The sequence below is a fragment of the Salinivibrio kushneri genome (assembly GCF_005280275.1).
In the GTDB taxonomy this organism is placed as follows: domain Bacteria; phylum Pseudomonadota; class Gammaproteobacteria; order Enterobacterales; family Vibrionaceae; genus Salinivibrio; species Salinivibrio kushneri.
Genome location: NZ_CP040021.1, coordinates 722,101 through 747,653, shown reverse-complemented (window position 1 = coordinate 747,653; position 25,553 = coordinate 722,101). Strand labels below are relative to the sequence as shown.

Annotated in this window: 27 protein-coding genes; 12 read left to right on the top strand and 15 right to left on the bottom strand. The window is 50.7% G+C overall.

Features of this window, described 5'->3' with window-relative positions; all coding sequences use genetic code 11:
• Positions 1-18 precede the first annotated feature (18 nt).
• The 9 genes from nqrM to bolA form a co-directional block, all read right to left on the bottom strand.
• Entirely contained in the window at positions 19-240 is a 222-nt protein-coding gene (gene nqrM, locus FCN78_RS03615; RefSeq protein WP_046073749.1) for a (Na+)-NQR maturation NqrM, read from the bottom strand.
• A gap of 96 nt (positions 241-336) precedes the next feature.
• Entirely contained in the window at positions 337-1,353 is a 1,017-nt protein-coding gene (locus tag FCN78_RS03610; protein WP_077658790.1) for an FAD:protein FMN transferase, read from the bottom strand.
• An 84-nt stretch (positions 1,354-1,437) separates the two neighbouring features.
• Positions 1,438-2,661 (bottom strand): NADH:ubiquinone reductase (Na(+)-transporting) subunit F, encoded by a 1,224-nt coding sequence (gene nqrF, locus FCN78_RS03605; RefSeq protein ID WP_077456974.1) that lies wholly within the window; start codon positions 2,659-2,661, stop codon positions 1,438-1,440.
• Between the two features lie 31 nt (positions 2,662-2,692).
• Positions 2,693-3,289 (bottom strand): NADH:ubiquinone reductase (Na(+)-transporting) subunit E, encoded by a 597-nt coding sequence (nqrE, locus tag FCN78_RS03600; protein ID WP_046073752.1) that lies wholly within the window; start codon positions 3,287-3,289, stop codon positions 2,693-2,695.
• Positions 3,290-3,295: 6 nt separating this feature from the next.
• Positions 3,296-3,928: an NADH:ubiquinone reductase (Na(+)-transporting) subunit D gene (locus FCN78_RS03595; protein ID WP_077456976.1), complete on the bottom strand. Its 633-nt coding sequence runs from the start codon at positions 3,926-3,928 to the stop codon at positions 3,296-3,298.
• Positions 3,921-4,724 carry a Na(+)-translocating NADH-quinone reductase subunit C gene (locus FCN78_RS03590; RefSeq protein WP_077456978.1) on the bottom strand — a complete coding sequence of 268 codons (804 nt, stop codon included), beginning with the start codon at positions 4,722-4,724 and terminating at the stop codon, positions 3,921-3,923. The genes FCN78_RS03595 and FCN78_RS03590 overlap by 8 nt, the downstream gene beginning before the upstream one ends.
• Positions 4,714-5,955 carry an NADH:ubiquinone reductase (Na(+)-transporting) subunit B gene (locus tag FCN78_RS03585; protein WP_069361143.1) on the bottom strand — a complete coding sequence of 414 codons (1,242 nt, stop codon included), beginning with the start codon at positions 5,953-5,955 and terminating at the stop codon, positions 4,714-4,716. The genes FCN78_RS03590 and FCN78_RS03585 overlap by 11 nt, the downstream gene beginning before the upstream one ends.
• A 3-nt stretch (positions 5,956-5,958) precedes the next feature.
• Positions 5,959-7,299 carry a Na(+)-translocating NADH-quinone reductase subunit A gene (locus FCN78_RS03580; protein WP_077658789.1) on the bottom strand — a complete coding sequence of 447 codons (1,341 nt, stop codon included), beginning with the start codon at positions 7,297-7,299 and terminating at the stop codon, positions 5,959-5,961.
• A 419-nt stretch (positions 7,300-7,718) separates the two neighbouring features.
• Positions 7,719-8,030 (bottom strand): transcriptional regulator BolA, encoded by a 312-nt coding sequence (gene bolA / locus FCN78_RS03575; protein WP_069361145.1) that lies wholly within the window; start codon positions 8,028-8,030, stop codon positions 7,719-7,721.
• A gap of 175 nt (positions 8,031-8,205) precedes the next feature.
• Between bolA and FCN78_RS03570 the strand changes: the two genes are divergently transcribed.
• From FCN78_RS03570 to FCN78_RS03540, 7 genes are all read left to right on the top strand, one after another.
• Positions 8,206-9,348 carry a methyltransferase gene (locus FCN78_RS03570; RefSeq protein WP_077651533.1) on the top strand — a complete coding sequence of 381 codons (1,143 nt, stop codon included), beginning with the start codon at positions 8,206-8,208 and terminating at the stop codon, positions 9,346-9,348.
• A 19-nt stretch (positions 9,349-9,367) separates the two neighbouring features.
• On the top strand, positions 9,368-9,937 hold the full coding sequence (locus FCN78_RS03565; RefSeq protein WP_069361147.1) for a YajG family lipoprotein: 570 nt from the start codon (positions 9,368-9,370) through the stop codon (positions 9,935-9,937).
• Between the two features lie 2 nt (positions 9,938-9,939).
• Complete coding sequence (locus FCN78_RS03560) at positions 9,940-10,500, top strand: peptidylprolyl isomerase (protein ID WP_077658788.1); 561 nt, start codon at positions 9,940-9,942, stop codon at positions 10,498-10,500.
• 22 nt (positions 10,501-10,522) lie between these two features.
• On the top strand, positions 10,523-11,917 hold the full coding sequence (locus FCN78_RS03555; protein WP_077658787.1) for an AmpG family muropeptide MFS transporter: 1,395 nt from the start codon (positions 10,523-10,525) through the stop codon (positions 11,915-11,917).
• Positions 11,918-12,138: 221 nt separating this feature from the next.
• On the top strand, positions 12,139-12,981 hold the full coding sequence (locus tag FCN78_RS03550) for a nucleoside-specific channel-forming Tsx family protein (RefSeq protein WP_077457022.1): 843 nt from the start codon (positions 12,139-12,141) through the stop codon (positions 12,979-12,981).
• 89 nt (positions 12,982-13,070) lie between these two features.
• Positions 13,071-13,946 carry a 2-dehydropantoate 2-reductase gene (locus tag FCN78_RS03545; protein ID WP_077658786.1) on the top strand — a complete coding sequence of 292 codons (876 nt, stop codon included), beginning with the start codon at positions 13,071-13,073 and terminating at the stop codon, positions 13,944-13,946.
• A 9-nt stretch (positions 13,947-13,955) separates the two neighbouring features.
• Positions 13,956-14,561 carry a DJ-1 family glyoxalase III gene (locus tag FCN78_RS03540; protein ID WP_069361152.1) on the top strand — a complete coding sequence of 202 codons (606 nt, stop codon included), beginning with the start codon at positions 13,956-13,958 and terminating at the stop codon, positions 14,559-14,561.
• Positions 14,562-14,634: 73 nt separating this feature from the next.
• Here FCN78_RS03540 and thiI read toward each other — a convergent pair whose 3' ends face one another.
• The 3 genes from thiI to pomA form a co-directional block, all read right to left on the bottom strand.
• Positions 14,635-16,083: a tRNA uracil 4-sulfurtransferase ThiI gene (gene thiI / locus FCN78_RS03535; protein ID WP_077456986.1), complete on the bottom strand. Its 1,449-nt coding sequence runs from the start codon at positions 16,081-16,083 to the stop codon at positions 14,635-14,637.
• Positions 16,084-16,231: 148 nt separating this feature from the next.
• Positions 16,232-17,170: a flagellar motor protein MotB gene (locus FCN78_RS03530; RefSeq protein WP_077456988.1), complete on the bottom strand. Its 939-nt coding sequence runs from the start codon at positions 17,168-17,170 to the stop codon at positions 16,232-16,234.
• A gap of 46 nt (positions 17,171-17,216) precedes the next feature.
• Complete coding sequence (gene pomA, locus FCN78_RS03525; RefSeq protein ID WP_077456990.1) at positions 17,217-17,978, bottom strand: flagellar motor protein PomA; 762 nt, start codon at positions 17,976-17,978, stop codon at positions 17,217-17,219.
• A 223-nt stretch (positions 17,979-18,201) separates the two neighbouring features.
• Between pomA and xseB the strand changes: the two genes are divergently transcribed.
• From xseB to dxs, 3 genes are read left to right on the top strand one after another with little or no spacing between them, the layout of a single operon-like run.
• A complete protein-coding gene (xseB, locus tag FCN78_RS03520; protein ID WP_069361156.1) occupies positions 18,202-18,447 on the top strand; it encodes an exodeoxyribonuclease VII small subunit in 246 nt (81 codons plus the stop codon).
• Entirely contained in the window at positions 18,440-19,339 is a 900-nt protein-coding gene (ispA, locus tag FCN78_RS03515) for a (2E,6E)-farnesyl diphosphate synthase (protein ID WP_077456992.1), read from the top strand. The genes xseB and ispA overlap by 8 nt, the downstream gene beginning before the upstream one ends.
• A 27-nt stretch (positions 19,340-19,366) precedes the next feature.
• The gene (gene dxs / locus FCN78_RS03510; protein WP_077658785.1) at positions 19,367-21,241 is read left to right on the top strand and encodes a 1-deoxy-D-xylulose-5-phosphate synthase; all 1,875 of its coding nucleotides are present in this window, start codon (positions 19,367-19,369) and stop codon (positions 21,239-21,241) included.
• 123 nt (positions 21,242-21,364) lie between these two features.
• Here dxs and upp read toward each other — a convergent pair whose 3' ends face one another.
• A complete protein-coding gene (upp, locus tag FCN78_RS03505; protein ID WP_069361159.1) occupies positions 21,365-21,991 on the bottom strand; it encodes a uracil phosphoribosyltransferase in 627 nt (208 codons plus the stop codon).
• A gap of 184 nt (positions 21,992-22,175) precedes the next feature.
• On the opposite strand from upp, the gene purM reads away from it, so the two are divergent.
• Together purM and purN are read left to right on the top strand one after the other, a co-directional pair.
• The gene (gene purM, locus FCN78_RS03500) at positions 22,176-23,219 is read left to right on the top strand and encodes a phosphoribosylformylglycinamidine cyclo-ligase (protein WP_077649154.1); all 1,044 of its coding nucleotides are present in this window, start codon (positions 22,176-22,178) and stop codon (positions 23,217-23,219) included.
• Entirely contained in the window at positions 23,216-23,851 is a 636-nt protein-coding gene (purN, locus tag FCN78_RS03495) for a phosphoribosylglycinamide formyltransferase (protein WP_077457000.1), read from the top strand. Before purM ends, purN begins: the two co-directional genes overlap by 4 nt.
• A 57-nt stretch (positions 23,852-23,908) precedes the next feature.
• Here purN and FCN78_RS03490 read toward each other — a convergent pair whose 3' ends face one another.
• On the bottom strand, positions 23,909-24,697 hold the full coding sequence (locus FCN78_RS03490; protein WP_077599612.1) for a class II glutamine amidotransferase: 789 nt from the start codon (positions 24,695-24,697) through the stop codon (positions 23,909-23,911).
• A gap of 22 nt (positions 24,698-24,719) precedes the next feature.
• Complete coding sequence (gene lpcA / locus FCN78_RS03485) at positions 24,720-25,298, bottom strand: D-sedoheptulose 7-phosphate isomerase (RefSeq protein WP_069361163.1); 579 nt, start codon at positions 25,296-25,298, stop codon at positions 24,720-24,722.
• Between the last annotated feature and the right edge of the window lie 255 nt (positions 25,299-25,553).

The following is a 25,553-nucleotide window of genomic DNA, read 5'->3' as shown; positions in this document are numbered from 1 at the left end:
CCACGATGGGCATTGTCCCTAGATTATTTGGTTTTTCTTCCATTCACGCGTTTTTTCTGCACGGTCTTCTCGCTTTTTCCGCGCATCGCATGGCTCTGGGCAGTCACACTCTTTCTCGATACCGACGGCCCCTAGGCCGCCACAGCTACCACTGATGGTTTTCTGCTGCACAATGTAACCAATCGCCATGCCGGCAATGACGAGTACAAAGACAGCAAAGGTGATAAGAAAAACTGACATAATTGCTCACCTACTTTTAGTCGTCACGCTCAGCGAGATAACGCTGAGCGCTAGTTCCACGCCTGATGCGTGTAATAGACGCCAGTGCGTGACGCACTAACGGTTTAGATACGGTTTAAAGGCCTCTGACGCCATTTCTTTATACCCGTCATCGGTTTTGACCACCATAAACGCGGGAATACCCGCTTGATTGGCCAGCGCCATGGCCTTTTCTGGCCCCAACACCATAAAACCCGTCGCTAAGCCATCCGCGGTCATGCAAGACGGATCAAGCACAGTGACGGACACGAGGTGATGGTTAATGGGTCGTCCTGTTTTGGGGTCGATAATGTGCGAATAACGTACACCATCTTGCTCAAAATAGTTACGGTAATCGCCAGACGTGGCGACGGCCATATCACCGGGCTGAATGATCTCTTGCACAGATTGCGCGCCAGCACTGGGTTTTTCAATGGCAATCCGCCACGGGTTTTGATCTTGATTGACACCCTTTAATTGTAACTCACCACCAATCTCAACCAAATAATTATCGAGCCCAAGCGACCCTAGATAATTGGCGACCACATCGACGCCATACCCTTTGGCAATGGTCGATAAGTCGACGTATAAATCAGGATGGGTTTTGGTAAGGGTGTTACCCTCAACCTGTAAATGCGACAACCCGACCCTTTCCATGCGAGAGGCGATGTCTTTGTCGCTCGGAATATTCTCGGGGCGTTTCTCTGGCCCAAAGCTCCATAAGTTCACCAATGGGCCGACGGTGACATCTAACGCCCCTTGAGTGAACGTATTCAGCCGTATCGCCTCTTTTACTACCGTTGCGGTTGCGGGTGATACGTCCATTGGTATATCCGCTTTCTGCTGATTGAACTGGCTTAATTCGGAGTCGGTACGATACGTCGACATCTGATCATTAACCGTTTCCAAACGCGCATCAATCTCAGCTTGAACCTTATCTTGAGGTGGGGTGTTCTCTGTGGCGATATATTTCACCGAGTAGTATGTTCCCATGGTCTCACCGGTCAGATGCACCAACTCAGGAGCACGGTCACAACCGAGTAACCCCACAATCAGCGCAAATACCCATGCACAGCGTAACCATAACGTCTTCATAGCGGTGTCCTTGGACATCAGTTTCATACGTAAAATGGCTGGCCCATAGGCCAGCCATTAAGCGGTAAGATAGACTGTAGGTGTTTACCCGCCGAAATCATCCAACAGGATGTTTTCGTCTTCGACACCCAGGTCTTTAAGCAAACCAATCACGGCGGCGTTCATCATCGGCGGCCCACACATGTAGTACTCACAATCTTCTGGCGCTTCATGATCTTTCAGATAGTTGTCATAAAGCACATTGTGAATAAAGCCTGTATCCCCTTCCCAGTTATCTTCTGGAAGCGGATCTGACAGCGCACAGTGCCACTCAAAGTTATCGTTTTGCTCTTGAAGCATATCGAAATCTTCGACGTAGAACATTTCTCGCTTCGAACGCGCCCCATACCAGAAGGTGATCTTACGGTCGGTATTCAGACGTTTAAGCTGGTCAAAGATGTGTGAACGCATTGGCGCCATACCGGCACCACCACCCACAAACACCATCTCCGCATCGGTGTCTTTAGCAAAGAATTCACCGAATGGGCCTGAAATTGTGCACTTATCACCTGGCTTAAGTGACCAAATATAAGATGACATCTGACCCGGTGGCACATCAGGATTACGTGGTGGTGGTGTTGCCACACGCACGTTCAGCATGATAATGCCTTCTTCTTCTGGGTAGTTAGCCATCGAGTACGCACGAATGATCTCTTCATCCACCTTCGACTCATAGCGGAAAAGATTAAACTTCTCCCAGTCTTCTCGGTATTCCTCAGGAATATCAAAATCTGAGTATTTGATGTGATGCGGTGGCGCTTCAATCTGAATATAACCGCCGGCTCGGAAGGGAACCGACTCGCCATCAGGGATGCGCAGTTTAAGCTCTTTGATGAAGGTGGCTTTGTTATCGTTGGAGATAACTTCACATTCCCACTTCTTCACACCAAAAATTTCTTCCGGCAGCTCAATTTTCATGTCTTGTTTTATTGCCACCTGACATGAAAGACGCTCACCTTCACGCGCTTCGCCTTTGGTGATGTGGTCAAGCTCGGTTGGCAGAATGTCACCACCACCTTCTTTAATCTTCACGCGGCACTGACCACATGAACCACCACCACCACAGGCAGACGATACAAACACACCAGCACCGGCCAGTGCACCAAGCAGCTTGCCGCCTGGCTGAGTCACGATCGCTTTTTCAGGATCGTCATTGATATCAATTGTGATGTCTCCGGTTGGTACCAGCTTGGATTTGGCGAATAAAATCACCAATACCAGCGCCAGCACAATCAGAGTAAACATCACTACACCAAGAATAATGTCCATTGACTATTCCTTTTCTCGCAGTTTACCCGGCTTACAGTTGCACACCAGAGAAAGACATAAAGCCCAATGCCATCAGGCCAACAGAGATAAAGGTGATCCCCAATCCCCGCAGTGCTGGCGGCACGTCTGAATACTTCATTTTCTCACGGATACCCGCAAGGGCGACGATGGCTAACATCCAGCCTACCCCAGAGCCAAAGCCGTATACGACTGACTCTGCGAAGTTGTAATCACGCTGTACCATAAATGATACGCCACCAAAGATGGCACAGTTCACCGTGATCAACGGCAGGAAGATACCTAACGCGTTATAAAGTGGCGGGAAGAAGCGATCTAATACCATTTCCAAAATCTGAACCAATGCGGCGATAACACCGATAAAGGTCACAAAGTTGAGGAAGCTAAGATCGATCCCTTTCACCAGTGCATCTTCACGTAGGATCAGGTTATAGACCAAATTGTTAACCGGTACTGCGATAGTCAATACCACCACCACGGCGACACCGAGGCCGAACGCTGTTTTTACCTTCTTGGACACCGCCAAGAACGTACACATGCCGAGGAAGAATGCCAGCGCCATGTTCTCAATAAAGATTGAGCGCACCAGCAGGCTCAAATAATGTTCCATGTGCTGTTACTCCTTCGCTTCAACTTGTTCTGGTTTGAAGGTACGCACAATCCAAATCAAAAAGCCGATTAGGAAGAATGCAGATGGGGCCAGCAGCATCATGCCGTTTGGTTGATACCAACCCCCTTCACTGACCACAGGCAGAATAGACACGCCAAAGACAGAGCCTGAGCCCAGCAGCTCACGGAAGAAGGCAACCGTCATCAGCACGAAGCCATAACCCAATGCGTTACCCAAACCATCGATAAATGACGGCAGCGGCGACGATTTCATCGCATAGGCTTCCGCACGCCCCATCACGATACAGTTGGTAATGATAAGACCAACGAATACCGACAGCTGTTTGGATATATCGTAAACAAAGGCCTTCAATGTCTGATCAACCACAATAACCAATGACGCGATGATCGCCATTTGCACGATGATACGTACACTATTCGGGATATGGTTGCGGATCAGCGATACGAACAAGTTAGACATCGCGGTAACGAACATCACCGCCAAGGTCATAACAAAAGCCGTCTGCATCTGCGTGGTCACCGCGAGTGCCGAACATACACCGAGAACCTGAAGGGCAATCGGGTTATTGTCTAACACCGGCGACAGCAGATTCTTCTTCAGTTCTTTCGTTTCAGCCATTGGTCAGGCCTCCCTCTCGAACTTTTGCTAAGAATGGACCGAAGCCCAAATCACCTAGCCAGAAATCAAATTGTTTCTCGACACCGTTACTGGTCAGGGTTGCGCCCGATAGCGCGTCAATACCGTGCTCGCTATCACTCGGTGCACCACCTTTAACCACCTTGATAGCAGGCTCGCCTTGTTCGTTAAATAGCTTTTTGCCATCCCACTTCGCGCGCCATTTCGGGTTTTCAACCTCGCCACCCAAGCCCGGGGTTTCCCCTTGCTCATAATAGACGATGTCAGCCACCGTATTGCCATCAGGCTCGACCGCAACAAACGCATACATCATGCTCCAAAGACCCGAGCCTTTCACTGGCAGGATGAGGCGTTGCAAATCACCTGTGTCGTTTTTCACCAAGTAGATCTTCGCAATATCGGCACGACGGCCAAAACCAGCGACATTTTCGTCACCACTTAGCTTTTTCGACATCCCAGGGTCTTTGGCGGCTTCACGCTGGTCGTAGTCTGCGACGTCTTCGACATTGGCCGCGTCGGGGCTGACAAAGTCGCCTTTCTCTAAGCTAACCAGACGCGGTTCAATGTACTTGTTATAAGCATCATTGATCGCACTCTTACCGCCCGACACCTCAATGCCAGCGACCGAGAGGATGTTCTTCTGTACGTCGAGCTTTGCGTTCATCTGCTGCAAAGGACGTAAGGCTACCGCTGCACCGGACACCACGATTGAGCATACCAAGCTCAACGCGATAACAACGATCAGCGTCTTCTTAATACTATCGTTACTACTTGCCATTACGAGCCAGTCTCCGTTTGATGTTGCCCTGAATCACCAAGTTATCGAACAAGGGTGCAAACAGGTTAGCGAACAGGATCGCCAGCATCATGCCTTCAGGATATGCTGGGTTAACCACGCGAATGATCACTGCCATGGCACCGATCAATGCGCCGTACCACCATTTCGCTTTATTGGTAAACGCGGCCGAAACGGGATCCGTTGCCATAAACATCATGCCGAACGCAAAGCCACCTAGAACCAAGTGCCAGTAGAAAGGCATGCTAAACATCGGGTTAGTGTCGGAACCAATCAGGTTAAACAGGGTTGCCGCCACCGCCATACCGACGAATGTACCCAAGATGATACGCCATGAGGCAATGCGCATGTATACCAAGGCCGCGCCACCAATCAAGATAGCAAGGGTTGACACTTCACCGATAGAGCCAGGGATATTACCGATAAAGGCATCCATCCAAGACATCGCTTGCCCGGAGACATTGTGTTGCAACGCGCCTTCACCGCCGGAGTACCATTGGCTCAAAGCCGTTGCGCCTGAGTAACCGTCTGCGGCTGTCCACACTAGATCGCCAGAGATCTGCGCTGGATAAGCAAAGAACAAGAACGCGCGTCCCGCAAGCGCTGGGTTCAAGAAGTTACGTCCAGTTCCCCCGAAGATCTCTTTGGCAACCACCACACCAAAGGTGATACCCAGTGCAGCCTGCCATAATGGCAAGGTTGGCGGCACGATCAGTGCAAAGAGGATCGAGGTGACGAAGAAACCTTCGTTGACTTCATGCTTGCGCACGATGCAGAACAGTACTTCCCAAAAACCACCCACAATAAATACGGTGGCGTAAATAGGCAGGAAGTAGGTAGCGCCTAGAATGGTTTTGGTTCCCCACCCGGCAGCGGATAGCGGCCCCGCAATCGACTCGGTGAGCCAATAATGCCAATTACCACTGATCACCTGTGCCAGTTGGTCACCAGAATATAAATCCATCAATCCCATGATGGCTTGGTTACCTGTGTTATACATGCCCCAGAACATCGCGGGGAACACAGCAAACCACACCATGATCATGATGCGTTTCAAATCGATGCTGTCACGCACGTGCGCGCCGGCTTTGGTCACCATACCCGGGGTGTACAAAATGGTGGCAACCGCTTCGTACAGGGCAAACCATTTTTCATGTTTGCCGCCTGGCTCAAAGTGTGGCTCGATTTGCTCTAGAAAATTTTTAAGGCTCATCAGTTACCCTTCCTTCTCAATCTTTTCTAGGCTCTCGCGGAGCATTGGACCGTACTCGTACTTGCCTGGGCAGACAAAAGTACAAAGGGCCAAATCTTCAGGATCTAACTCCAGCGCGCCCAGCTGTTGCATGCTATCTGTATCGCCAGCACAGATATCACGCAGCAGCATTGTTGGCTCGATATCTAGTGGCATTACTCGCTCATAATTACCGATTGGTACCATGGAACGATCACTGCCATTGGTCGAGGTGGTCAAATTGAAAAGTTGGCCTTTGAATAGGTGGCCAAGGTAGGCGCGCGTCACTGAGAAGCGGTTTTTACCCGGCGACAACCAACCAAACAGCTCTTTCTCGTTGCCTTCACGCAATACAGACACTTGCAAGTGGAAGCGGCCCAAGTAAGCATGCGGGCCAGACGCTTTGGTCCCCGACAGCACTGAGCCAGAAATAACACGGCTTTCACCCGCCATCAGCTCGCCATCAGTCAGCTCGTCGAGGTTTGCGCCTAGCTGCGTGCGTACCAAGCGTGGCTTGTTAACCATCGGGCCTGCCAATGACACCACACGATCAGTGTTGATTTCACCGGTAAGGAACAAGTGGCCAAACGCAATCACATCTTGGTAGTTAAGATGCCACACCTTTTTCTCCATGCTTGCTGAGCGCAAGTGGTGGATATGGGTGCCCACTAAGCCTGCTGGGTGAGGGCCAGCAAAGACATGTTGTTCAACGTTAGATTGCTGACTGGTGGGTAACTCTACATTCGCCTTACAAACAAACACTTGCTTTTCAGTTAAGCGAGAGAGTACATCAAGACCTGCAACGAATGCCTCTTTTTGCTCATCAATGATCACTTTCGGATCCGCGGCGAGCGGATTGGTGTCCATTGCATTCACAAAAATGGCTTCCGGCACGGCATCAATCGCGGGCGAACGGCTGAACGGGCGCGTGCGGAGCGCTGTCCACATCCCCGACTCAACCAATTGATCAACCACCGCTTGGCGCTCAAGAGAGGCCAGTTGCGACGCTTCATACTTGTTGAATGTGACTTGCTCGTTACCATCGACTTCAATGACGACAGACTGAAGAACACGTTTGGCACCGCGGTTGACTTCAACCACTTTACCGGCTGCGGGAGCAGTAAATACCACACCAGGGTTTTTCTTATCTTCGAAAAGGCCCTGGCCTTTTTTCACCACATCACCCACTCGCACATGCATTGTGGGGCGCATTCCAACGTACTCTTCGCCAAGCAAGGCGACTTTCTTGACAGCTGGGCCATCATTTATCACCTGAGCAGGAGTCCCAGCAATGGGGATATCCAAACCCTTTTTTATTGTAATCATACGCACTTGCACTACATTAACGGGAAAAAGAATTCTGTTATTGCGCAGTTAAAGACACGACTTTCGACTGTATGGTGGCCTGAGGGCGCACCGTCGCAACATCCTGCTAACCATGACGTTACACAAAGGTAGCCTAGGTTAGTCTTTAAGCGCGATATTCTATCACTAACCCCAGTATTGATTCTATGGGTATTGTCACTAGGGCGTGGCAATTATGCATACTTGTACAAACAATGCTCGTTGTAAGCTCACAGTTTTACTGTTGTTTTTTTGCTCGCCTTAAGGTGACGGTCACCGACCCCACGCTGTTCGCGTGGTGCGCCAAGTGGCACGTTGATACCCACCCCACCAGCGACTTTATGTAAGAATTTGTTGCCATAACGTGAAGAATCAACACGCCTAAGCACATTGGCTCACCCTTATTTTACACCACCCCCGCGACAGGCTGGCGAGTCTGGCGCATTTGCCTGCTCTTGCCACTCTTCTGGGGTGTAAGTATGGATAGCCAATGCATGAATATCATTGGCAAGCTCGTCCGCCAAGGTGGTATTGATCGCACGATGCCGCTGTATTAAACGCTTACCTGCAAACTCATCTGACACCACGACAACCTTGAAATGGCTCTCTGACCCTTCTGGTACATTGTGCATATCGCTTTCATTGCGGACATCAAGATGAACGGGCGCAAAAGCCTGTGTCAGTTTCTCTGTAATTTGCGTTTGAATTTTCATGGCTTCCCCAACCTATCAAGGGCAAGTTGCCCAGATTTTAGTCGTTATCGATAAAATTGCGAATTCAATAGCCTGATCACGCCATCATTGATGGCATACCCATCGAGTTTGAATTGCAGTTGTGGTGTGAGTGCGACAATATACGCAGTCAGTGACCTCTGACGCAAACGCTCCCATGAAAACAGAACTTGTAATCTCAAGCGACGAATCTCCCCTGACACTACACCGCTACCCGCGCCGAAAAAATGAAACGCTTCAAGCCTTTGATGCAGCCGATGAATATATCATTGAGCACGCCAACACCTGGCAACTTGAGGCAGGCAATCGGGTTTTAATTCTCAATGATCAATTTGGCGCGTTGAGTTGTTGGGCATGCTCGCAAGGTTATGACGTCATTCAAATCAGCGATTCTGTGGTGTCACAGCAAGCGACTCTCGCGAACCTTCGCCAAAACCAGCTTCCAGACATTACGCTGCTTAAGAGTACGGAACCACTGCCTAAACAGTTTGATGCGGTGATCATGCGAGTGCCTAAAAGCAGCAAAATGTTGGCATGGCAGCTCCAGCAACTGGCGTCTGTAACGACACCGGCCACACGCATCCTCGCCGGAGACAAGGCAAAAGCGATCCATACCTCTACGCTGAATCAGTTTGAGCACTGGCTTGGGGCAACCACCACCTCGTTGGCAAAGAAAAAAGCGCGCTTGATTTTTTCTACCGCTAACGCCCTCCCCCAACAGCCCACCGAGCCACTTAGCTATGTCGATGTCCCTGAGTTTTCCATGCGCTTGGCTAATTGGCCCAATGTGTTTTCCGCCAAAAAGCTGGATATCGCGGCTTACTTAATGCTTCCGCAAATCCCAAGCTCGGACGAAGAAAAAAATATTCTGGATTTAGGTTGTGGGAATGGTGTGCTTGCCCTGCAGGCGGCACGTAACAACCCAAAGGCATACATTTATGCAGTCGACGAGAGCCATATGGCCGTCGCCAGTGCCCAACACAACCTTGAAAGCCATGATATTGACTCACAACGTTTCCAATGTGAAGCACGAGATTGCTTGACCGATTTTAACCACACAGATATTGATCTTGTGTTGTGTAACCCGCCCTTTCACCAGCAACAAACCATCACTGATCACATTGCTTGGCAAATGTTTTGTGACGCAAAACGTGTTCTGACCACGAATGGCGCGCTTTTAGTGATTGGCAATCGTCATCTTGGCTATCATACTAAGCTAAAACGTCTTTTTGGTAACGTGACTGTCGTTGCGTCAAATAAAAAATTCGTTATTCTCAAGGCAGTCAACGCCCAATTTTAACAAAAGGATGCTGAACCCCATGAAGAAACTGATTATTGCCGCCGCTGTGTTAGTCCTAGCGGGCTGCTCAACACCTCGCGAGCCACAACTAACCATTGCACCGTCTCCAGCGTCATCCAATCAGCAGCAGGTCAACAACCTTCCTGTGGTGGTAAAGAGTAAGGACTTACGGACAGCTCAGTTCGTTGCGGTGATTGATAGCGGTCGCTCCAATGTTAAGCCGCTGCATGCCACCCAAAACTTGCGCGTTGTCCTTGAAGATACCCTCTCACGCCAGCTTTCAGCACAAGGGTTCCGTGTCGTCGCAAATGGCCCGGGCATGCTCCGCCTCGATATTCTTGACGCCTTAGTTCGTGTTAAGCACACGGTATTCAAGCACGATATGGAAGCGTCAGTGCAACTGCAGCTAGTCGCTGAATCGCCGGATGGTCGCTTTGTAAAACGTTACACCGGCAAATCAACCCAGAGCGGCGTTAGCAGCGCTTCGCCCGACGATATCGAAATGGCATTAAACAACCTGCTAGAAGCTGTCTTGCAAGACATTGCCAACGATGAGCAGCTACTTGATCACATGAAAGCGCACTTTTAATCATGAAAATATGGGCACTTTTAGGGATACTTGCACTGGTGGTGGCGCCGGTGCAAGCCAGCGTGATGGTCGCTGTTGAAACGACCCAGGGAGACTTTGTCTTGCAACTTAATGAGGATAAAGCTCCCAAAACTGTCAGCAATTTTTTACGCTATGTCGATGACGGCAGCTATGTCGGCACTCAATTTCATCGGGTGATCCCACGTTTTGTGGTGCAAGGAGGCGGATTTGATCAAGACCTCAATCGTCGCCCCACGTATGAACCTGTTGATAATGAATCACTTAATGGTCTACGTAACCGTCGTGCTACCATCGCGATGGCCAGAACCCAAGACCCGGACTCTGCCACCCGCCAGTTCTACATCAATGTCAGTGATAATGGTTTCTTAGATGCAACCCCCAATAAGCTGGGGTACACGGTGTTTGGCCGCGTCGTGGAAGGGTTTAACACTATCCTGACCATCACCGAGCAGCCAACCGTTACTATCCCCAGCAAACGGATGCAGGATGTGCCGCAACAACCGATTATTATTACTGCTATCAATCGTGTTTCAACTCCCTAGTCTTTAAGTAGGCCACCTTATTATGCAGTCATCCAAGCTAAAAACGACCTTGGCGGCCTACGCCGACCGTCGCCTGCTCTTTGTTTTTTTAATGGGGTGCTGTAGTGGTTTCCCTTGGGTATTAATTGGCTCCAACTTAAATGGTTGGCTGGCCGATGAGGGGTTATCGCGCACGGCTATTGGCCTTTTTGGCTCAGTGTTCGTGCTTTACGCCGTTAACTTTTTGTGGGCCCCCCTGCTGGATAGGCTTAAGATCCCGGTACTGAATGAAAAGCTTGGCCATCGTCGTAGCTGGATTGTGGTGACACAATCACTGATGCTTGTCGCCACCTTGGCCTTGTCTCGCGTTAACATGCAAGGCCTGCAAGCGATTGATCCCTGGATCACCACCCTTGTCCTTTCGTCATTGATTTTTTCTATCGCCCTCGCGTCGGCCACACAAGACATAGCCATTGATGCCTTCCGTATCGATAACTTCGCCGAGCACGAAACCGAGAAGTTCCCGCTCGCCTCGGCGATGTCGGTCATTGGTTGGTGGACAGGCTATTCTGTGCCTGGCTATATCGGCTTTATCAATGCCGATGCCATCGGGTGGAACCAAGTTTATGTGATTATGGCCGGATTTGTCGGCTTAATGATTCTCGCCACCCTGTATGTCAAAGAGCCTGCCAGTGATCGGGAACAGCGCCAAGACAAGGCCACCAAACATTACCTCAACCAAGGCTACAGTGGCTTCCAAGCCTGGTTTGCCGTGACGGTGGTGGAACCTTTTGCCGAGTTCTTTCGTCGCAACGGGATTAAGGTAGCCCTTACGCTGCTGTTATTTGTGTTTTTGTTTAAACTGGGCGAAGCCTTTCTCGGTCGCATGTCGATCGTGTTTTACAAAGATGTTGGCTTTACCAATGAGCAAATTGGGTATTACTCCAAGCTAGTCGGCTGGGGGCTCACCGTGGTTTACACCTTAATAGGCAGCTACATCAACCTGCGCTTTGGCGTGATTAAAGGGCTGTTTATTGGCGGTGTTGCCATGGCATCCAGCAACCTCATGTTCGCCTGGATTGCCATGGTCGGCCCCAACGAGCACCTGCTATTGGGGGCCATCCTGGTAGACAACTTTACCTCGGCTTTTGCCACCATTGCGTTTGTCTCCTTTTTAACCTTCTTAACCGGTCGCGCGTTCTCAGCCACTCAATATGCGCTGCTCGCGTCCTTGGGGAACTTAGGCCGCACCACAGTCGCGTCATTCAGTGGCATGATGGTCGACTGGCTCGATAGCTGGTCAACATTTTTCGTAATAACTGCGTTAATGGTGATCCCGGGACTGGTCATGCTGATCTACATCGGTAGACACTTTCGCCAACCTCCGTCACAAAATGATAAGCATGCTAGACACTGCCTAGATTCTCGTCGCGACTAACCCTGACATATCACAGTGGAGTGCAAAATTTTGCGCGCCGCTGTGACTTATTGAGTAACAAAGATCACATAAAACTGTCATGCAACCCTTTACAAACCGCCTCTGATCACAGCCTATTTTTGTGTCTATGTTTATTACATTCTTTATCGTGAACTTAATCAATATACTGCCTCTGTCCCATGCGCACTGCGCAACAACAAGACCCAGCAGAGGCAGTCACTATGAAAAAATCCCTACTCGCACTCGCCGTTATCGCCGCTAGCAGCGCATCCGTTGCTAACGCCGCCGATTACTCAGATGACATTTACAAAAATGATCACAAATGGCTTCAGTTTAACGCCATGTATGCAATCGATGAAAAAGCACAGTTCGACTTTGGCGAAGGCACAGAGAAAGATCATAACTATCTAGAAATGGAGTTTGGCGGCCGTAAAGGCGTGGTCGATCTCTATGGTTATGTGGATATTTTTGACTTGGGTGAAGACGATAGCAGCAACAACAACAAAAAAGGTGCTTCTAAGCTGTTCATGAAGCTGGCACCGCGATTCTCGATTGATGGCATCACCGGGCAAGATTTGTCGTTTGGCCCAGTACAAGAAGTCTACTTTTCGACCCTGTTTAACTGGGATGGTGGCAATGATATTGTTAATAACTCATTCTGGGGGGTCGGTGCTGATGTTGAGCTGCCATGGTTTGGCAAAGTGGGCATGAACCTCTATGGCTTGTATGACATCAATAAAAAAGACTGGAATGGCTATCAGTTCTCGACTAACTGGTTTAAACCTTTCCACTTTTTCGACAATGGCAGCTTCCTGTCATACCAAGGTTATATTGATTACCAATTCGGTGCCGACGATACCTTTAAAGGCAACAACCAAGCGACTCATGGCGGCGCGATGTTTAACGGCCTGTATTGGCACTCAGATAACTACGCCCTCGGTTATGGTCTGAAAGCCTATAATGATGTTTATCTCTTTGAAGATGGCAATGCCAACAACTCTGTAGGTGCTGTCGCCGACAGCTCAGGTATTTCTCACTACCTTAGCGCGACCTACAAATTCTAATCTTATCCAGCGCCGGTCCCTGCCGGCGCTGTCCTCCCCGCCTTATATTGTCTATGATACACTGGCCTTTTTATCGATAGGCAAGTGTCATGCGGATCACCTTGATAGGCGCAGGTGCGATCGGCACCTTATGGGCGGTCAAATTAAGCCAAGCGGGTCATCACGTTCATCTTATCACGCGCGATGGCGCTGATAAGCGGGCGCTGAACCTTGACGATACCTCCCTTACTTTGCCCGCCAACCAACCAGACTTACTGCGTTATAGTGATCTTTGGCTGGTTTGCACCAAATCCTATGACGTGCAAGCCGCCTTAACTCCGTGCTTTGCTCATCTTGAGCCGGAAACCATGGTGATGTTGATGCATAACGGCATGGGACCTCATCAATGGCTCATTGATACCCTACCTGCCAGCCAGCCGCTGCTGCTCGCGACCACCTCACAAGGCGTGTTTCGCGCGGAAACAGGCGAGTATCGGCACACGGGCAATGGGCCCACAGCGCTCGGGGCAGGTAACCAAGCCGGTGAAGCCTGTCAGTTTCTCGCCGATGTCTTGGATCATGCCCTACCGGCAGCAACCTGGCAGAGCGATATCCTGGAATCGCTGTGGTATAAACTGGCGGTCAATAGTGTCATCAACCCGCTTACCGCCTTACATGGGATAAAAAACGGTGAATTGCTCAAACGAGACTATGCGCCAATCATTGATGCGCTATGCCAAGAATTAGCCACTGTAATGCGGGCGGAGCGGATCCTTGCCTCGGCTACCCAAGTACGTCAACGTGTGGAAACGGTCGCCAAGGCAACCGCAGACAACTACTCTTCAATGAATCGCGATGTATTTTACCGTCGCCCGACCGAGCTGGCGTATATTACGGGCTATGTGCTGCAACGCGCCCAAGCACACCAGATTTCAACCCCACACCACCAGCAGCTACACCAAGCCGTTCAACAAGTGGAGAGATAAGGAATCATCATGAGTGATAAACGCATCCTGATTTGTATGGCCAATGGCACAGAAGAAATGGAAGCCGTGACTGCCATTGATGTGATGAAACGTGCCGGCTTCAATGTCATCGTGGCCAGCGCCGATCCCGAAGGCGAGCTCACGCTAACCTGTTCACGTGGCGTCAAGCTAGTTTGCGACGCAGCACTGGCAACAGTCGCCGATCAGCCTTTTGACTGTGTGATCTTACCCGGTGGTATCGAGGGCGCCCAGTGCTTAGGAGAAAGTAACCTGATCACCGAGATCATCAAACAGCAGCAGAGCGACAATGCGTGGGTGGCTGCCATTTGTGCCGCACCGGCGTTAGTGCTACAACGCCACCAGCTATTCCCACAGTCACACATGAGCTGTCATCCCAGCGTCAGCGATCAGATCCCAGCACAGTGGCTAAGCCGCCGCCGCGTGATGACCGACTATGACCATCGTTTGATTACCAGCCAGGGGCCAGGTTCGGCAATGGAGTTCGCGATCGAAGTCGTTCACGTGCTTGGCGGCAAAGCCTTGGCCTGGCAAGTGGCGGAGCCAATGATGCCCCTGCCTCAACTGCACTATGAGAAAAAGTTTACAGAAGGCTAGATTTGCACGAGGCTTAAACGCAAACAGGCAGCTAAATGGCTGCCTGTTGTCTTACTGCGGTAAGCCACTCGGCCTACACCCGATACACTTTCACGTTATCAAAGCCCATATCTTTGAGATACAGCGCTTGCAAGCGACTCATTACCCCTCGCTCGCAATAGAGCAAATAAGTTTTCGTTTGGTCAAGGTCGCCAAACTGGGTCGCCAATTTGAAGAAAGGAATGTGCACCACATCAACGCCTTCAATCTCAAGCGGCTTATCTTCTTGCTCTTCTCGACTGCGGATATCCAGCACCACTGCGCCTTTCTCAACCTCATTAACCAGCTCCGCTTCCGGCGCTTTTTCTTGGCTCAAGGCTTCGATATCACGGATATCCATCACAGTCGCGTTGTCGACCACTTGCTCAAGCAGACGAAAATCAAACTTGGCTTCTTCGTGTTCAAGCTTGGCTTTTTCCGCTTTCACCGTTGGCTTTTTGGAAATCACGCCACAATACTCAGGCATGGTTTTGGCGAAATCTTCTGTGCCAATTTTACGCGCCGTTTGAATAATGTCTTCTTTGTCCCAGTTAATCAGAGGGCGCAAGATCAAGCTATCGGTGACGTTGTCAATCATGCGCAGATTGGTGAGCGTTTGGCTCGACACCTGCCCCAACGCCTCGCCGGTCACCAGTGCTTGAATACCAAACCGTTTTGCCACCATGGCCGCCGCCCGCATAAACATACGCTTCAACACCACGCCCATTTGCGCGCTATCGATATTTTCCAAGATGCTATTGACGACCGGCTCAAAATCAATCGAAATAAACTTCACTTTGGCCGATGAGCCAAATTTGTTCCAAAGGTAATGAGACACCTGCTGCACACCCGTTTCATGCGATTTACCACCCAGATTAAAGAAGCAGTAGTGCACTTTACTGCCACGTTTAATGTGCAAATAACTGGAAACGCCTGAATCGAACCCGCCAGAGATCAAGCTCAATACATCTTCTTGTGTACCGAGTGGGAAGCCCCCTAAACCTGCGTGACGATGTTTCACCACGTTGAGCTTATCGTGATCGACTTCCATCATCACGGTGACATCCGGTTTTTTCAGTTGCACACTGGCCGACGGCACGGCTTGGTTTAGTCCACCACCGACATAGCGCTCAAGATCGATAGAGGTAAAGTCATGCTGCCCACGACGCTTAGCGCGCACACAAAAGGTCTTCCCTTCGATTTGGTGACGCACACCGGCCAAAGTAAGCTCATAGATATGGTGTAAATCGTTAAACAGAGTTTGCTCAACCTCAAGCACGGTTTGCACGCCTGGTGTGTTGGTTAACACATCCAGAACCAGTTGGCGCTCGTTAGGTTGTTTTAACGTCACCTCAATGTGATCCCGACGGTTATATACCGCCGTATTATCAGTCCGACGCTTTAAAATATTACGAATATTGCATTCGAGGATTTTTGTAAAACGCTTTCTGACTGACTCACTTTTGACGATCACCTCAGGGTGAATTTTAACGATAAACTTCATAACCGGTTCGATACAGCTGGGAACAAAGCCGCGGATTATACAATAACCAGGCTGCCGCTGAAACCGGCTATTTTCACGTCTGTAGAAAGAGGAAGTGCTCGGCGATAACTTGTCTTTACCCACAATCAGTTATCGCCGAGAGACAGGACTAAGGTGCGTTTTGTGGCGCATTCTCGGTAGAGATTTCATCCGAGAAGGTGGGTTTTCCTTGTATCACAGCGATTTCCACACGCCGGTTTGACGCACGGTTTTCCGGAGAATTGTTCGGCGCACGCGGCTTGGTATCCGCTAATCCTTCCACTTTCATACGTAAATGGTTAAAACCAGGGACTTTTTCCATCTCCTGCGCCACTGACACCGCACGCTGTGCCGAAAGATCCCAGTTCGAGCGGTAAAGCTCCGACTCCAAAGGTGTGCTATCGGTATGCCCTGAGACCTTGATTTCCCCCGGCACATCTTTTACCAACTGCGCAATTTGACGCACCATGGGGCGGAACTTGGGTTGAAGAAACGCAGAGTTTTGTGGGAAAGCGCCCTTTTCTCGGATCCTTATCACCAACTGTTGCCCTAAGTTTTCGACTTCAACCGCCCCCTCATCGATTTCGCGTTGCAACGCTTGCATCAACGCCTTTTGCAGCTGCTCAAGTTGCTGCTGCATTCTCTGCTGCTCCAATTGTGACGCCACTTGGGCACTGGTGCCGCCTTCCTTATCTGACGTGTTGCGTTGCGAGCCGCCGGACCGATCATCCTCGCCCTCTTGAAAATCCAAGGTGCGCTGCGTCATATCAATGGTTTGTTGCATGATCACTTCAATCGGCGTCGGCTCAGGACGACCCGGACGAAACTCTTGCGCGATCACACTGGTTCCTTTAGGAATGTCTTTCACCTCGAGCACATTTTGTACCCCAAAAGCGAACTTCATTGACCCAGCAATTTGCTTAAACTTAAGCACATCCATCTCTGAAAATGACAACAGAAGGACGAAAAAGCACATAAGAAGCGACATCAAGTCCGCAAACGTCCCCATCCACGGCGGTAAGCCGGGAGGCGGGCATTTGCATTCCTCTTCTTCTTGCTGTTGTGCCATGAAGACTCCTTACTTCTCGCTCGCTGAGGCCGGCGCCTCAGACCGATTAATTATCGACATCCACCTCACGCTTACCCTCATTGAGGTAGTTTTTCAAAAAGCCATCAATGACACGCGGGTTTTGTCCATCTTGAATCGCGAGTAAGCCGTCCATGATCAAACGCCGATTCAATTTTTCTTGCTCCTTACGCAGCGCCAGCTTGTTGGCGATGGGGGTCGCCACCATGTTCGCCAACATCGCACCGTACATGGTGGTCAACAAGGCGACCGCCATTGCTGGCCCAATCGCCTTTGGGTCATCCATATTCGACAACATGGCGACCAGCCCAATCAAGGTCCCGATCATCCCCATCGCGGGTGCCACGTCCGCCAAGGCACTATAAAAGCCAATGCCATGGTCGTGCCGCTCCTCGGTAAGGTTAATGTCTTTGTGTAATGTGGCACGGACTACATCGGCATCGTGACCATCGACGAGCAAGTCCACGCCCTTTTGCATAAACGAGTTGCTCACTTCCATCTCTTCCAAGGCAAGGAAGCCACCTTTACGCGCCGCATCGGCCATCTCAATAATCTTGGCAATCAAGTCCTCTGGGTCATCGGATTTGAACATGAATGCCTTGCCTGCAATTTTAAAACTGCCAAAGAACTGCCCCATGGTGTACTTGGTGAGAACCACAAATAAGCTCCCCCCGATGACGATCAGCACCGATGGTACGTCAAAGTACATGTTCATGGTGCCGCCCAACAGCATCGCCATTATTACGAATGCAAACGAGCCGATAATGCCGATGAGCGTCGCTATATCCACGTCAGTCTCCCTTAAATTACGTCAAGTCATTGTTTTTCATTTTTTAGGGTATTGGTTATATCGGCAACCAACCCTATAGGTTTAGCGTAAATACGCAGATATCAACAAGGATAACATGCCTTTTACGGTGGTGGCGCCAAGCACACAAAAACACATAGAGTGGTTTGACCGCCTGTGGCCACTGCGTTACCGTCTAGCCTCTCTATTTTAATTTTATGGCATCATGGCTGTGAAGAAACCAGAAAATATGACCTTTGAGGACACGCTCAAAGAGTTAGATACCATTGTCGGCGCGCTCGAATCCGGCGAACTTCCTCTCGACACCGCAATGAAACGTTTTGAGCGCGGCATCGCACTCACTCGTCAAGGGCAGAAAACCCTTGCTGACGCCGAACAACGCGTCGAGATCTTGCTCTCGCAAGAAGATGATGGGCCACTGACTGAGTTTTCTCCTCAAGACGATGATTAACACTGTTGTACACGATGCGCTGCGCGAAACGCAAACCCGAAGCAATCAACAACTCGAAGCGTGGCTCGATACCTTATCCTCCCAAGATCAACCGCTTATTCAGGCAATGCGCCATGGTTTGCTCTTGGGGGGCAAACGCATTCGTCCCTTTCTAACCTATGCCACAGGACAGCTGTTTGGCGTGTCACTTGCGCAAATTGATACACCAGCTGTCGCGGTAGAGTGTATTCATGCCTACTCGTTAATTCACGACGATCTACCCGCCATGGATAACGACAGCTTGCGACGCGGGCAGCCAACCTGCCATGTTGCCTTCGATGAAGCCACCGCGATTTTGGCCGGTGACGCGCTACAAACACTGGCCTTTACCGTGTTGGCTGAAGGCCCACTCAATCCAGCGGCCGAGCCTTACCGTATAGACATGGTGAAAACCTTGGCCGCGGCCAGCGGGGCAGCAGGTATGTGTTTAGGACAATCACTGGATTTGGCTGCAGAGGGACGTGCCGTTGATCTTGAAGCCCTTAAACGGATTCACCACAATAAAACCGGGGCGCTGATCAAAGGGGCAGTAAAACTCGGCGCCTATGCAGCCGGCGAGGCAGGTGTCGCCCACTTGCATGAGCTTGAGCGTTTTGCTGACGCCATCGGTCTCGCTTTTCAAGTGCAGGACGATATTTTGGACATTACCAGTGACACTCAAACACTCGGGAAACCGCAAGGGTCAGATGTGAACGCGGATAAAAGCACCTACCCAGCACTACTGGGGCTAGCTGGCGCGCAGGAAAAAGCCGAGCAACTTTACCAAGAAGCACTACACGCCTTGGAGGCAATCCCCTACAATACCGAACAACTGGAAGTTTTTGCCCGATATATCATCGAGCGCAACAACTAGCATGATTAATAAAAGCGCCGAACCATTATGACACTGGATATATCAAAATACCCGACTCTCGCTCTTGCTGATACGCCGGAAGAGTTGCGTACCTTACCACGCGATCACCTGCCGCAGCTTTGTGAAGAGTTACGGACCTACTTACTCAACACAGTCAGTCATTCAAGTGGCCATTTCGCGTCTGGACTTGGCACCGTAGAGCTGACGGTGGCGCTGCACTATGTCTATAACACCCCGTTCGATCATTTAGTATGGGATGTGGGCCATCAGGCGTATCCTCACAAGATCCTGACCGGACGACGTGAGCGCATGCAAACGATCCGGAAAAAAGATGGTTTACACCCCTTTCCGTGGCGAGGAGAAAGCCCTTACGATGTGTTATCCGTTGGCCACTCCTCCACATCCATCAGTGCCGCCCTAGGCATGGCCATCAGCGCACAGAAGGAAGGCCATAACCGGCGTGTGGTTAGCGTGATTGGCGATGGGGCGATCACCGCCGGAATGGCGTTTGAAGCCATGAACCATGCCGGCGATGTCAAGCCCGACATGCTCGTGGTACTTAACGACAACGAGATGTCGATTTCTGAAAATGTTGGCGCGATGAATAACCACTTTGCCCAACTCCTCTCTGGCAATGTCTACACCAGTATTCGTGAAGGCGGTAAGAAAGTCTTATCAGGCGCGCCGCCAATCAAAGAGTTGGTGCGTCGCGCGGAAGAACACCTCAAAGGCATGGTTGTCCCAGGCACCATGTTTGAAGAGCTGGGCTTTAACTACATCGGCCCGATTGATGGTCACGACGTCGAAGAGCTGGTCAAAACCCTCAAGAACATGCGCCACTTAAAAGGGCCGCAGTTTCTGCACGTGATGACCAAAAAAGGCAAAGGCTATGAACCGGCGGAAAAAGATCCGATTGGGTACCATGCCGTGCCTAAGTTTGATCCCAGTGTGCACACACTGCCTAAATCCAAGCCAACTAGCCCAACGTTCTCCAATGTGTTCGGTGACTGGCTATGTGACATGGCGGCGCAAGACGACAAACTTCTCGCCATTACCCCTGCAATGCGCGAAGGCTCGGGGATGGTGCGCTTTTCGAAAGCTCACCCAGACAAGTACTTTGATGTTGCCATCGCCGAGCAGCACTCGGTCACACTGGCCGCTGGCATGGCAATCGGTACTTACCACCCAGTCGTTGCCATTTATTCAACTTTCTTACAACGCGCGTATGACCAAGTCATCCACGACGTGGCAATTATGAACTTACCAGTGCTGTTTGCCATTGATCGTGGCGGGATTGTTGGCGCGGATGGCCAAACTCACCAAGGGGCTTTTGATTTAAGCTATCTACGCTGTGTTCCCAACTTGGTCGTGATGACGCCAAGTGACGAAAACGAGTGCCGTCAAATGCTGTATACCGGCCATATTCATGATGGGCCAGCGGCGGTGCGCTATCCTCGCGGCAGTGGTATCGGGGCAGAGATTGAACAAACGATGCAAGCGATGCCACTTGGCAAAGGCGTGATTAAACGGCAGGGAACGCGGGTAGCGATGCTGAACTTTGGCACCTTGTTGCCTCACGCATTAGACGCGGCTGAAGCGCTAGATGCCACCTTGGTTGATATGCGCTTTGCCAAACCACTGGATGAAGCTTTGCTGCTTGAAATGGCCAACACGCACGACTACCTCGTGACGGTAGAGGAAAATGCGATCGCTGGAGGGGCGGGCTCTGGCGTGATTGAAGCCATGATGCGCCATGGGGTTATCAAGCCTGTGCTGCAAATCGGTCTCCCCGATCGCTTTATCTCCCAAGGCACCCAACAAGAAATGCACGCCGAGCTTGAGCTTGATGGTCCTGGCATTGAGGCGCAAATCCAGCGCTATTTGGCTAAGTTAGCTGAGTAGAAGCGCCGCTTTAAACCGCTAGCCAAGCGCTATCGACTGATATAAAGAAACCCGCTGATTAGTGGCGGGTTTCTTTATGCTTCAGCAACTATTGACGCAGTGGCTTAGCCTGCTCACGCACAATTACTTGGTCCCAAAAATCTTATCGCCCGCATCACCCAGTCCAGGCACGATATAGCCTTTGTCATCCAGTTTTTCATCGATAGCCGCGGTATAAAGCTCAATATCAGGATGCGCTTTTTTCAATGCCTCAATCCCTTCCGGGGCAGAGACCAATACCAAGACCTTGATCTGCTGACAGCCCTGCTCTTTAAGCAAGTCGATGGTCGCAATCATCGAGCCACCGGTCGCCAACATCGGGTCCACCACCAAGGCCATGCGCTCATCGATATTGCTCGCCAACTTATGAAAATACGGCACAGGCTCGAGCGTTTCCTCATCGCGATATACGCCGACGACACTGATGCGAGCCCCTGGGACGTGTTCAAGCACCCCATCCATCATGCCCAACCCAGCACGCAAAATAGGCACCACGGTGACTTTTTTGCCTTTGATTTGATCGACATTAACCGGGCCGTCCCAGCCATCAATCGTCACTATTTCTGTATCGAAGTCAGAGGTGGCTTCATAAGTCAGCAGACTGCCCACTTCGGTGGCAAGCTCGCGAAACCGTTTGGTGCTAATATCTCGCTCGCGCATCAAACCGATTTTATGTTTGACTAACGGGTGCCTTACTTCCACGACCTTCATCTTAGACTCCTTACAAAAAACAAATTCTCGGTAGTATACATGAAAGGTTTTTGCTCGCGTAGCCTTAGGGCTTGACATATCGCCCAGATTCTCACCAAACCGCTCACGCAAACGTTTTCCTTTCTCTGAATGCACTGATAGAATAGCGCCGACTTTTGACTTCCAACTCCGGCGAGGAATTGCAGTGAGCGGTAAACAATCATCTCTTAGCTATAAGGACGCTGGCGTCGATATTGACGCGGGTAACGCACTAGTCGACCGCATTAAAGGGGTAGTAAAACAAACGCACCGTCCCGAAGTCATGGGAGGTTTAGGTGGCTTTGGCGCGCTTTGTTCATTGCCAACCAAATACAAAGAACCCGTATTAGTCTCTGGTACAGATGGCGTGGGTACCAAACTACGTTTGGCGCTGGATGCCAATAAGCACGATACGATCGGCATCGATCTGGTTGCGATGTGCGTAAACGATCTGATCGTGCAAGGTGCTGAGCCTCTGTTTTTCCTCGACTACTACGCCACGGGCAAGTTAGATGTTGACGTCGCCGCCGACGTGGTGACCGGCATCGCCCAAGGCTGCCAGCAAGCAGGTTGTGCCCTTATCGGTGGCGAGACGGCAGAAATGCCGGGTATGTACAGCGGCGATGATTACGATGTGGCTGGTTTTTGTGTCGGTGTTGCCGAAAAATCGGCCATCATAGATGGGAGCCAAGTCAGCGATGGCGACGCCTTGATTGGCCTTGCGTCGAGTGGCCCACATTCAAACGGCTACTCACTGATCCGCAAGATCCTCGACGTCAGTCAAGCAAACCTGAGTGACGACTTAGAAGGCCTACCACTCATCGATCACTTGCTCGCTCCGACCCGCATTTACGTTAAATCCGTATTGGCCCTGCTTGAGCAAACCCCCGTTCACGCGATTTCTCATATCACAGGTGGCGGCTTTTGGGAGAACATCCCCCGCGTATTGCCCGATGGAACCAAGGCGGTGATCGACAATACCAGTTGGCAATGGCCGGCTGTGTTTAACTGGTTGCAAGAAAAAGGCAACGTCAGTGACTACGAAATGCTGCGCACCTTTAACTGTGGAGTGGGACTTGTGATTGCATTGCCTCAGGCAGACGCCGACAAAGCGATTGCCCTGTTAAATCAAGCCGGCGAAACCGCCTGGCAACTGGGCCATATTGCTCACGCGACGGGCGACGACGCACAGGTGGAGCTGAAAGCATGAAGCGCATTGTCGTATTAATTTCCGGCAGCGGCTCCAATTTGCAAGCATTGATTGATAGCGTCCACCAGCAACACGCACAGATTGCCGCGGTGGTCGCTAACAAAGCGAATGCGTATGGTCTGACGCGTGCCGAGCACGCGGGCATACCGGCTCAAGTGGTTGCCAATACCGATTATGCTAGCCGGGAAGAGTATGATGCGGCGCTCATTCGAGCGTTAGATGCCTATCAGCCCGATCTCGTCGTACTAGCCGGCTTTATGCGTATTTTAACCCCAGGTTTCGTTGCCCACTATGCGGGGCGAATGCTCAACATTCACCCCTCACTGCTTCCCAAGTACACCGGACTGCACACTCACCAGCGCGCGATTGATGCTGGCGATACTGAGCATGGTACATCGGTGCATTTTGTCACTGAAGAGCTCGACGGTGGGCCAGTGGTACTCCAAGCTCGCGTGCCTATTTTTGAGGACGACGACGCTGAGTCTGTCGCCGCGCGCGTCCAACAACAAGAGCACAGGATCTACCCACTGGTGGTCAAATGGTTTGTCGATGGCCGACTGAAGATGGCAGAGGACAGTGCTTGGCTTGATGGCCAAACGCTTGGACCAGCAGGTTACGCCGCAGAGGCCTAGCCTGCACAGACACTGACAACATAAACTAAGGCGCCTTCGCGCCTTAGTTTATGCCCGCTAAGAAACCGATGTATGATTGTGGCAATACACCTCGCCAAAGTGAAACACACAATATTCTCCTTCAGCCATCTTATGCCAGCATTCGTTGTTGGTAAGGGGCTGCGTGGCAATCACGGTCACCACATCGTTAGGCGTGGTTTGCTCGTGAAAATCGACCGTCATTTCTTGGTCGATCAGGCTGGCTTGGCCAAATGGGGCACGGCGCGTGATCCAGTGGAGGTTATTGGTGCAATAAGCCATAACATAGTCGCCATCGCTAAACAGCATGTTGTAGACACCCAGCGCGCGCAAACGATCACAGCGTGACGCGATAAAGTCAAACACCTCACACATATTGTCTGGCTGTTGCGGGTAGTGCTTGAACAACTCATTCAATAACCAACAAAAGGCTTTTTCACTGTCCGTATCCCCGACAGGTTTAAAGTGCCCAGTATCCAGGCTCTCAAACCCAGATAACTGCCCATTGTGAGCAAAGGTCCAATAGCGTCCCCAGATCTCACGAGTGAAAGGATGTGTATTTTCTAGGCTTATCCCACCTCGGTTTGCTTGGCGAATATGGCTAACTACCGCACAGCTTTTTATCGGATAACTGGTGACCAGCTCTGCGATCTTGGATTGGCTACTGGGTGCCGGATCTTTAAAGGTGCGAAACCCTTTCCCTTCGTAAAAGGTGATCCCCCAGCCATCGCGATGCGGGCCCGTTTTACCGCCGCGCTGAATCAAGCCAGTAAAGCTAAAACAAATATCGGTTGGGACGTTGGCACTCATGCCAAGCAGCTCGCACATTCTTTCATCTACCTCCGCGGAGTTACGCTGCCATTTCCTTTTCCACTAGCTGGATAAGAATATGGATAATTTTGATATGGACTTCCTGAATACGATCCGCATAACCAAAGTGAGGCACACGGATTTCGATATCAGCGAGACCTGCCATTTTGCCGCCGTCTTTTCCCGTGAGCATAATGGTCTTGATGCCTTTTTGTTTGGCAACATCAATAGCATTGAGGATATTCCCCGAATTACCCGATGTGGAGAGCCCAAACAATACGTCGCCTTTCATGCCCACCGCTTCAAGGTAACGCGAGAAAACATACTCGTAGCCAAAGTCATTCGATACGCAAGAAATATGACTTGGATCTGAAATGGCAATCGCTGGATAACCAGGACGATTTTCTCGGTAGCGCCCGGTCAATTCTTCGGCAAAATGCATGGCATCACAATGCGAGCCACCATTGCCGCAAGAGAGTACCTTGCCACTGGCCTTAAAGCTATCGGCCAGCAGTTTCGCGGCTTTCTCGATTTGCTGAATATTATTGTCATCACTTAAAAACGCTGTTAACACATCGGCAGCTTCTGTTAGCTCACCGCGAATAATATCTTGGTACATGGCACCTTCCCACTGTTAACAAATATCTGACGATGTCGCCTGACAGGCATGACGTCACATAACTGCCAGTGTACCCGCATCGTTTTACGGCTGTCGACTGCCGCGCCCTCCCGACAAGCGAGCTAGGTCACGTTTGCTTGAATGGCAACCTATCTTGCCAGTTGTCCCCATCCCTAGGTGGTGATTTTCTCACCTTGCAAGCTAGGTCACACCGTATCATTTTACAATTCGTTAATTGTTTGCTTACATTGAGTG

Bases quoted from the DNA above. Each gene is read 5' to 3' on its own strand.
- nqrM (WP_046073749.1), bottom strand. From the start codon at position 240: ATGTCAGTTTTTCTTATCACCTTTGCTGTCTTTGTACTCGTCATTGCC.
- FCN78_RS03610 (WP_077658790.1), bottom strand. From the start codon at position 1,353: ATGAAGACGTTATGGTTACGCTGTGCATGGGTATTTGCGCTGATTGTG.
- nqrF (WP_077456974.1), bottom strand. From the start codon at position 2,661: ATGGACATTATTCTTGGTGTAGTGATGTTTACTCTGATTGTGCTGGCG.
- nqrE (WP_046073752.1), bottom strand. From the start codon at position 3,289: ATGGAACATTATTTGAGCCTGCTGGTGCGCTCAATCTTTATTGAGAAC.
- FCN78_RS03595 (WP_077456976.1), bottom strand. From the start codon at position 3,928: ATGGCTGAAACGAAAGAACTGAAGAAGAATCTGCTGTCGCCGGTGTTA.
- FCN78_RS03590 (WP_077456978.1), bottom strand. From the start codon at position 4,724: ATGGCAAGTAGTAACGATAGTATTAAGAAGACGCTGATCGTTGTTATC.
- FCN78_RS03585 (WP_069361143.1), bottom strand. From the start codon at position 5,955: ATGAGCCTTAAAAATTTTCTAGAGCAAATCGAGCCACACTTTGAGCCA.
- FCN78_RS03580 (WP_077658789.1), bottom strand. From the start codon at position 7,299: ATGATTACAATAAAAAAGGGTTTGGATATCCCCATTGCTGGGACTCCT.
- bolA (WP_069361145.1), bottom strand. From the start codon at position 8,030: ATGAAAATTCAAACGCAAATTACAGAGAAACTGACACAGGCTTTTGCG.
- FCN78_RS03570 (WP_077651533.1), top strand. From the start codon at position 8,206: ATGAAAACAGAACTTGTAATCTCAAGCGACGAATCTCCCCTGACACTA.
- FCN78_RS03565 (WP_069361147.1), top strand. From the start codon at position 9,368: ATGAAGAAACTGATTATTGCCGCCGCTGTGTTAGTCCTAGCGGGCTGC.
- FCN78_RS03560 (WP_077658788.1), top strand. From the start codon at position 9,940: ATGAAAATATGGGCACTTTTAGGGATACTTGCACTGGTGGTGGCGCCG.
- FCN78_RS03555 (WP_077658787.1), top strand. From the start codon at position 10,523: ATGCAGTCATCCAAGCTAAAAACGACCTTGGCGGCCTACGCCGACCGT.
- FCN78_RS03550 (WP_077457022.1), top strand. From the start codon at position 12,139: ATGAAAAAATCCCTACTCGCACTCGCCGTTATCGCCGCTAGCAGCGCA.
- FCN78_RS03545 (WP_077658786.1), top strand. From the start codon at position 13,071: ATGCGGATCACCTTGATAGGCGCAGGTGCGATCGGCACCTTATGGGCG.
- FCN78_RS03540 (WP_069361152.1), top strand. From the start codon at position 13,956: ATGAGTGATAAACGCATCCTGATTTGTATGGCCAATGGCACAGAAGAA.
- thiI (WP_077456986.1), bottom strand. From the start codon at position 16,083: ATGAAGTTTATCGTTAAAATTCACCCTGAGGTGATCGTCAAAAGTGAG.
- FCN78_RS03530 (WP_077456988.1), bottom strand. From the start codon at position 17,170: ATGGCACAACAGCAAGAAGAAGAGGAATGCAAATGCCCGCCTCCCGGC.
- xseB (WP_069361156.1), top strand. From the start codon at position 18,202: ATGGCTGTGAAGAAACCAGAAAATATGACCTTTGAGGACACGCTCAAA.
- ispA (WP_077456992.1), top strand. From the start codon at position 18,440: ATGATTAACACTGTTGTACACGATGCGCTGCGCGAAACGCAAACCCGA.
- dxs (WP_077658785.1), top strand. From the start codon at position 19,367: ATGACACTGGATATATCAAAATACCCGACTCTCGCTCTTGCTGATACG.
- upp (WP_069361159.1), bottom strand. From the start codon at position 21,991: ATGAAGGTCGTGGAAGTAAGGCACCCGTTAGTCAAACATAAAATCGGT.
- purN (WP_077457000.1), top strand. From the start codon at position 23,216: ATGAAGCGCATTGTCGTATTAATTTCCGGCAGCGGCTCCAATTTGCAA.
- FCN78_RS03490 (WP_077599612.1), bottom strand. From the start codon at position 24,697: ATGTGCGAGCTGCTTGGCATGAGTGCCAACGTCCCAACCGATATTTGT.
- lpcA (WP_069361163.1), bottom strand. From the start codon at position 25,298: ATGTACCAAGATATTATTCGCGGTGAGCTAACAGAAGCTGCCGATGTG.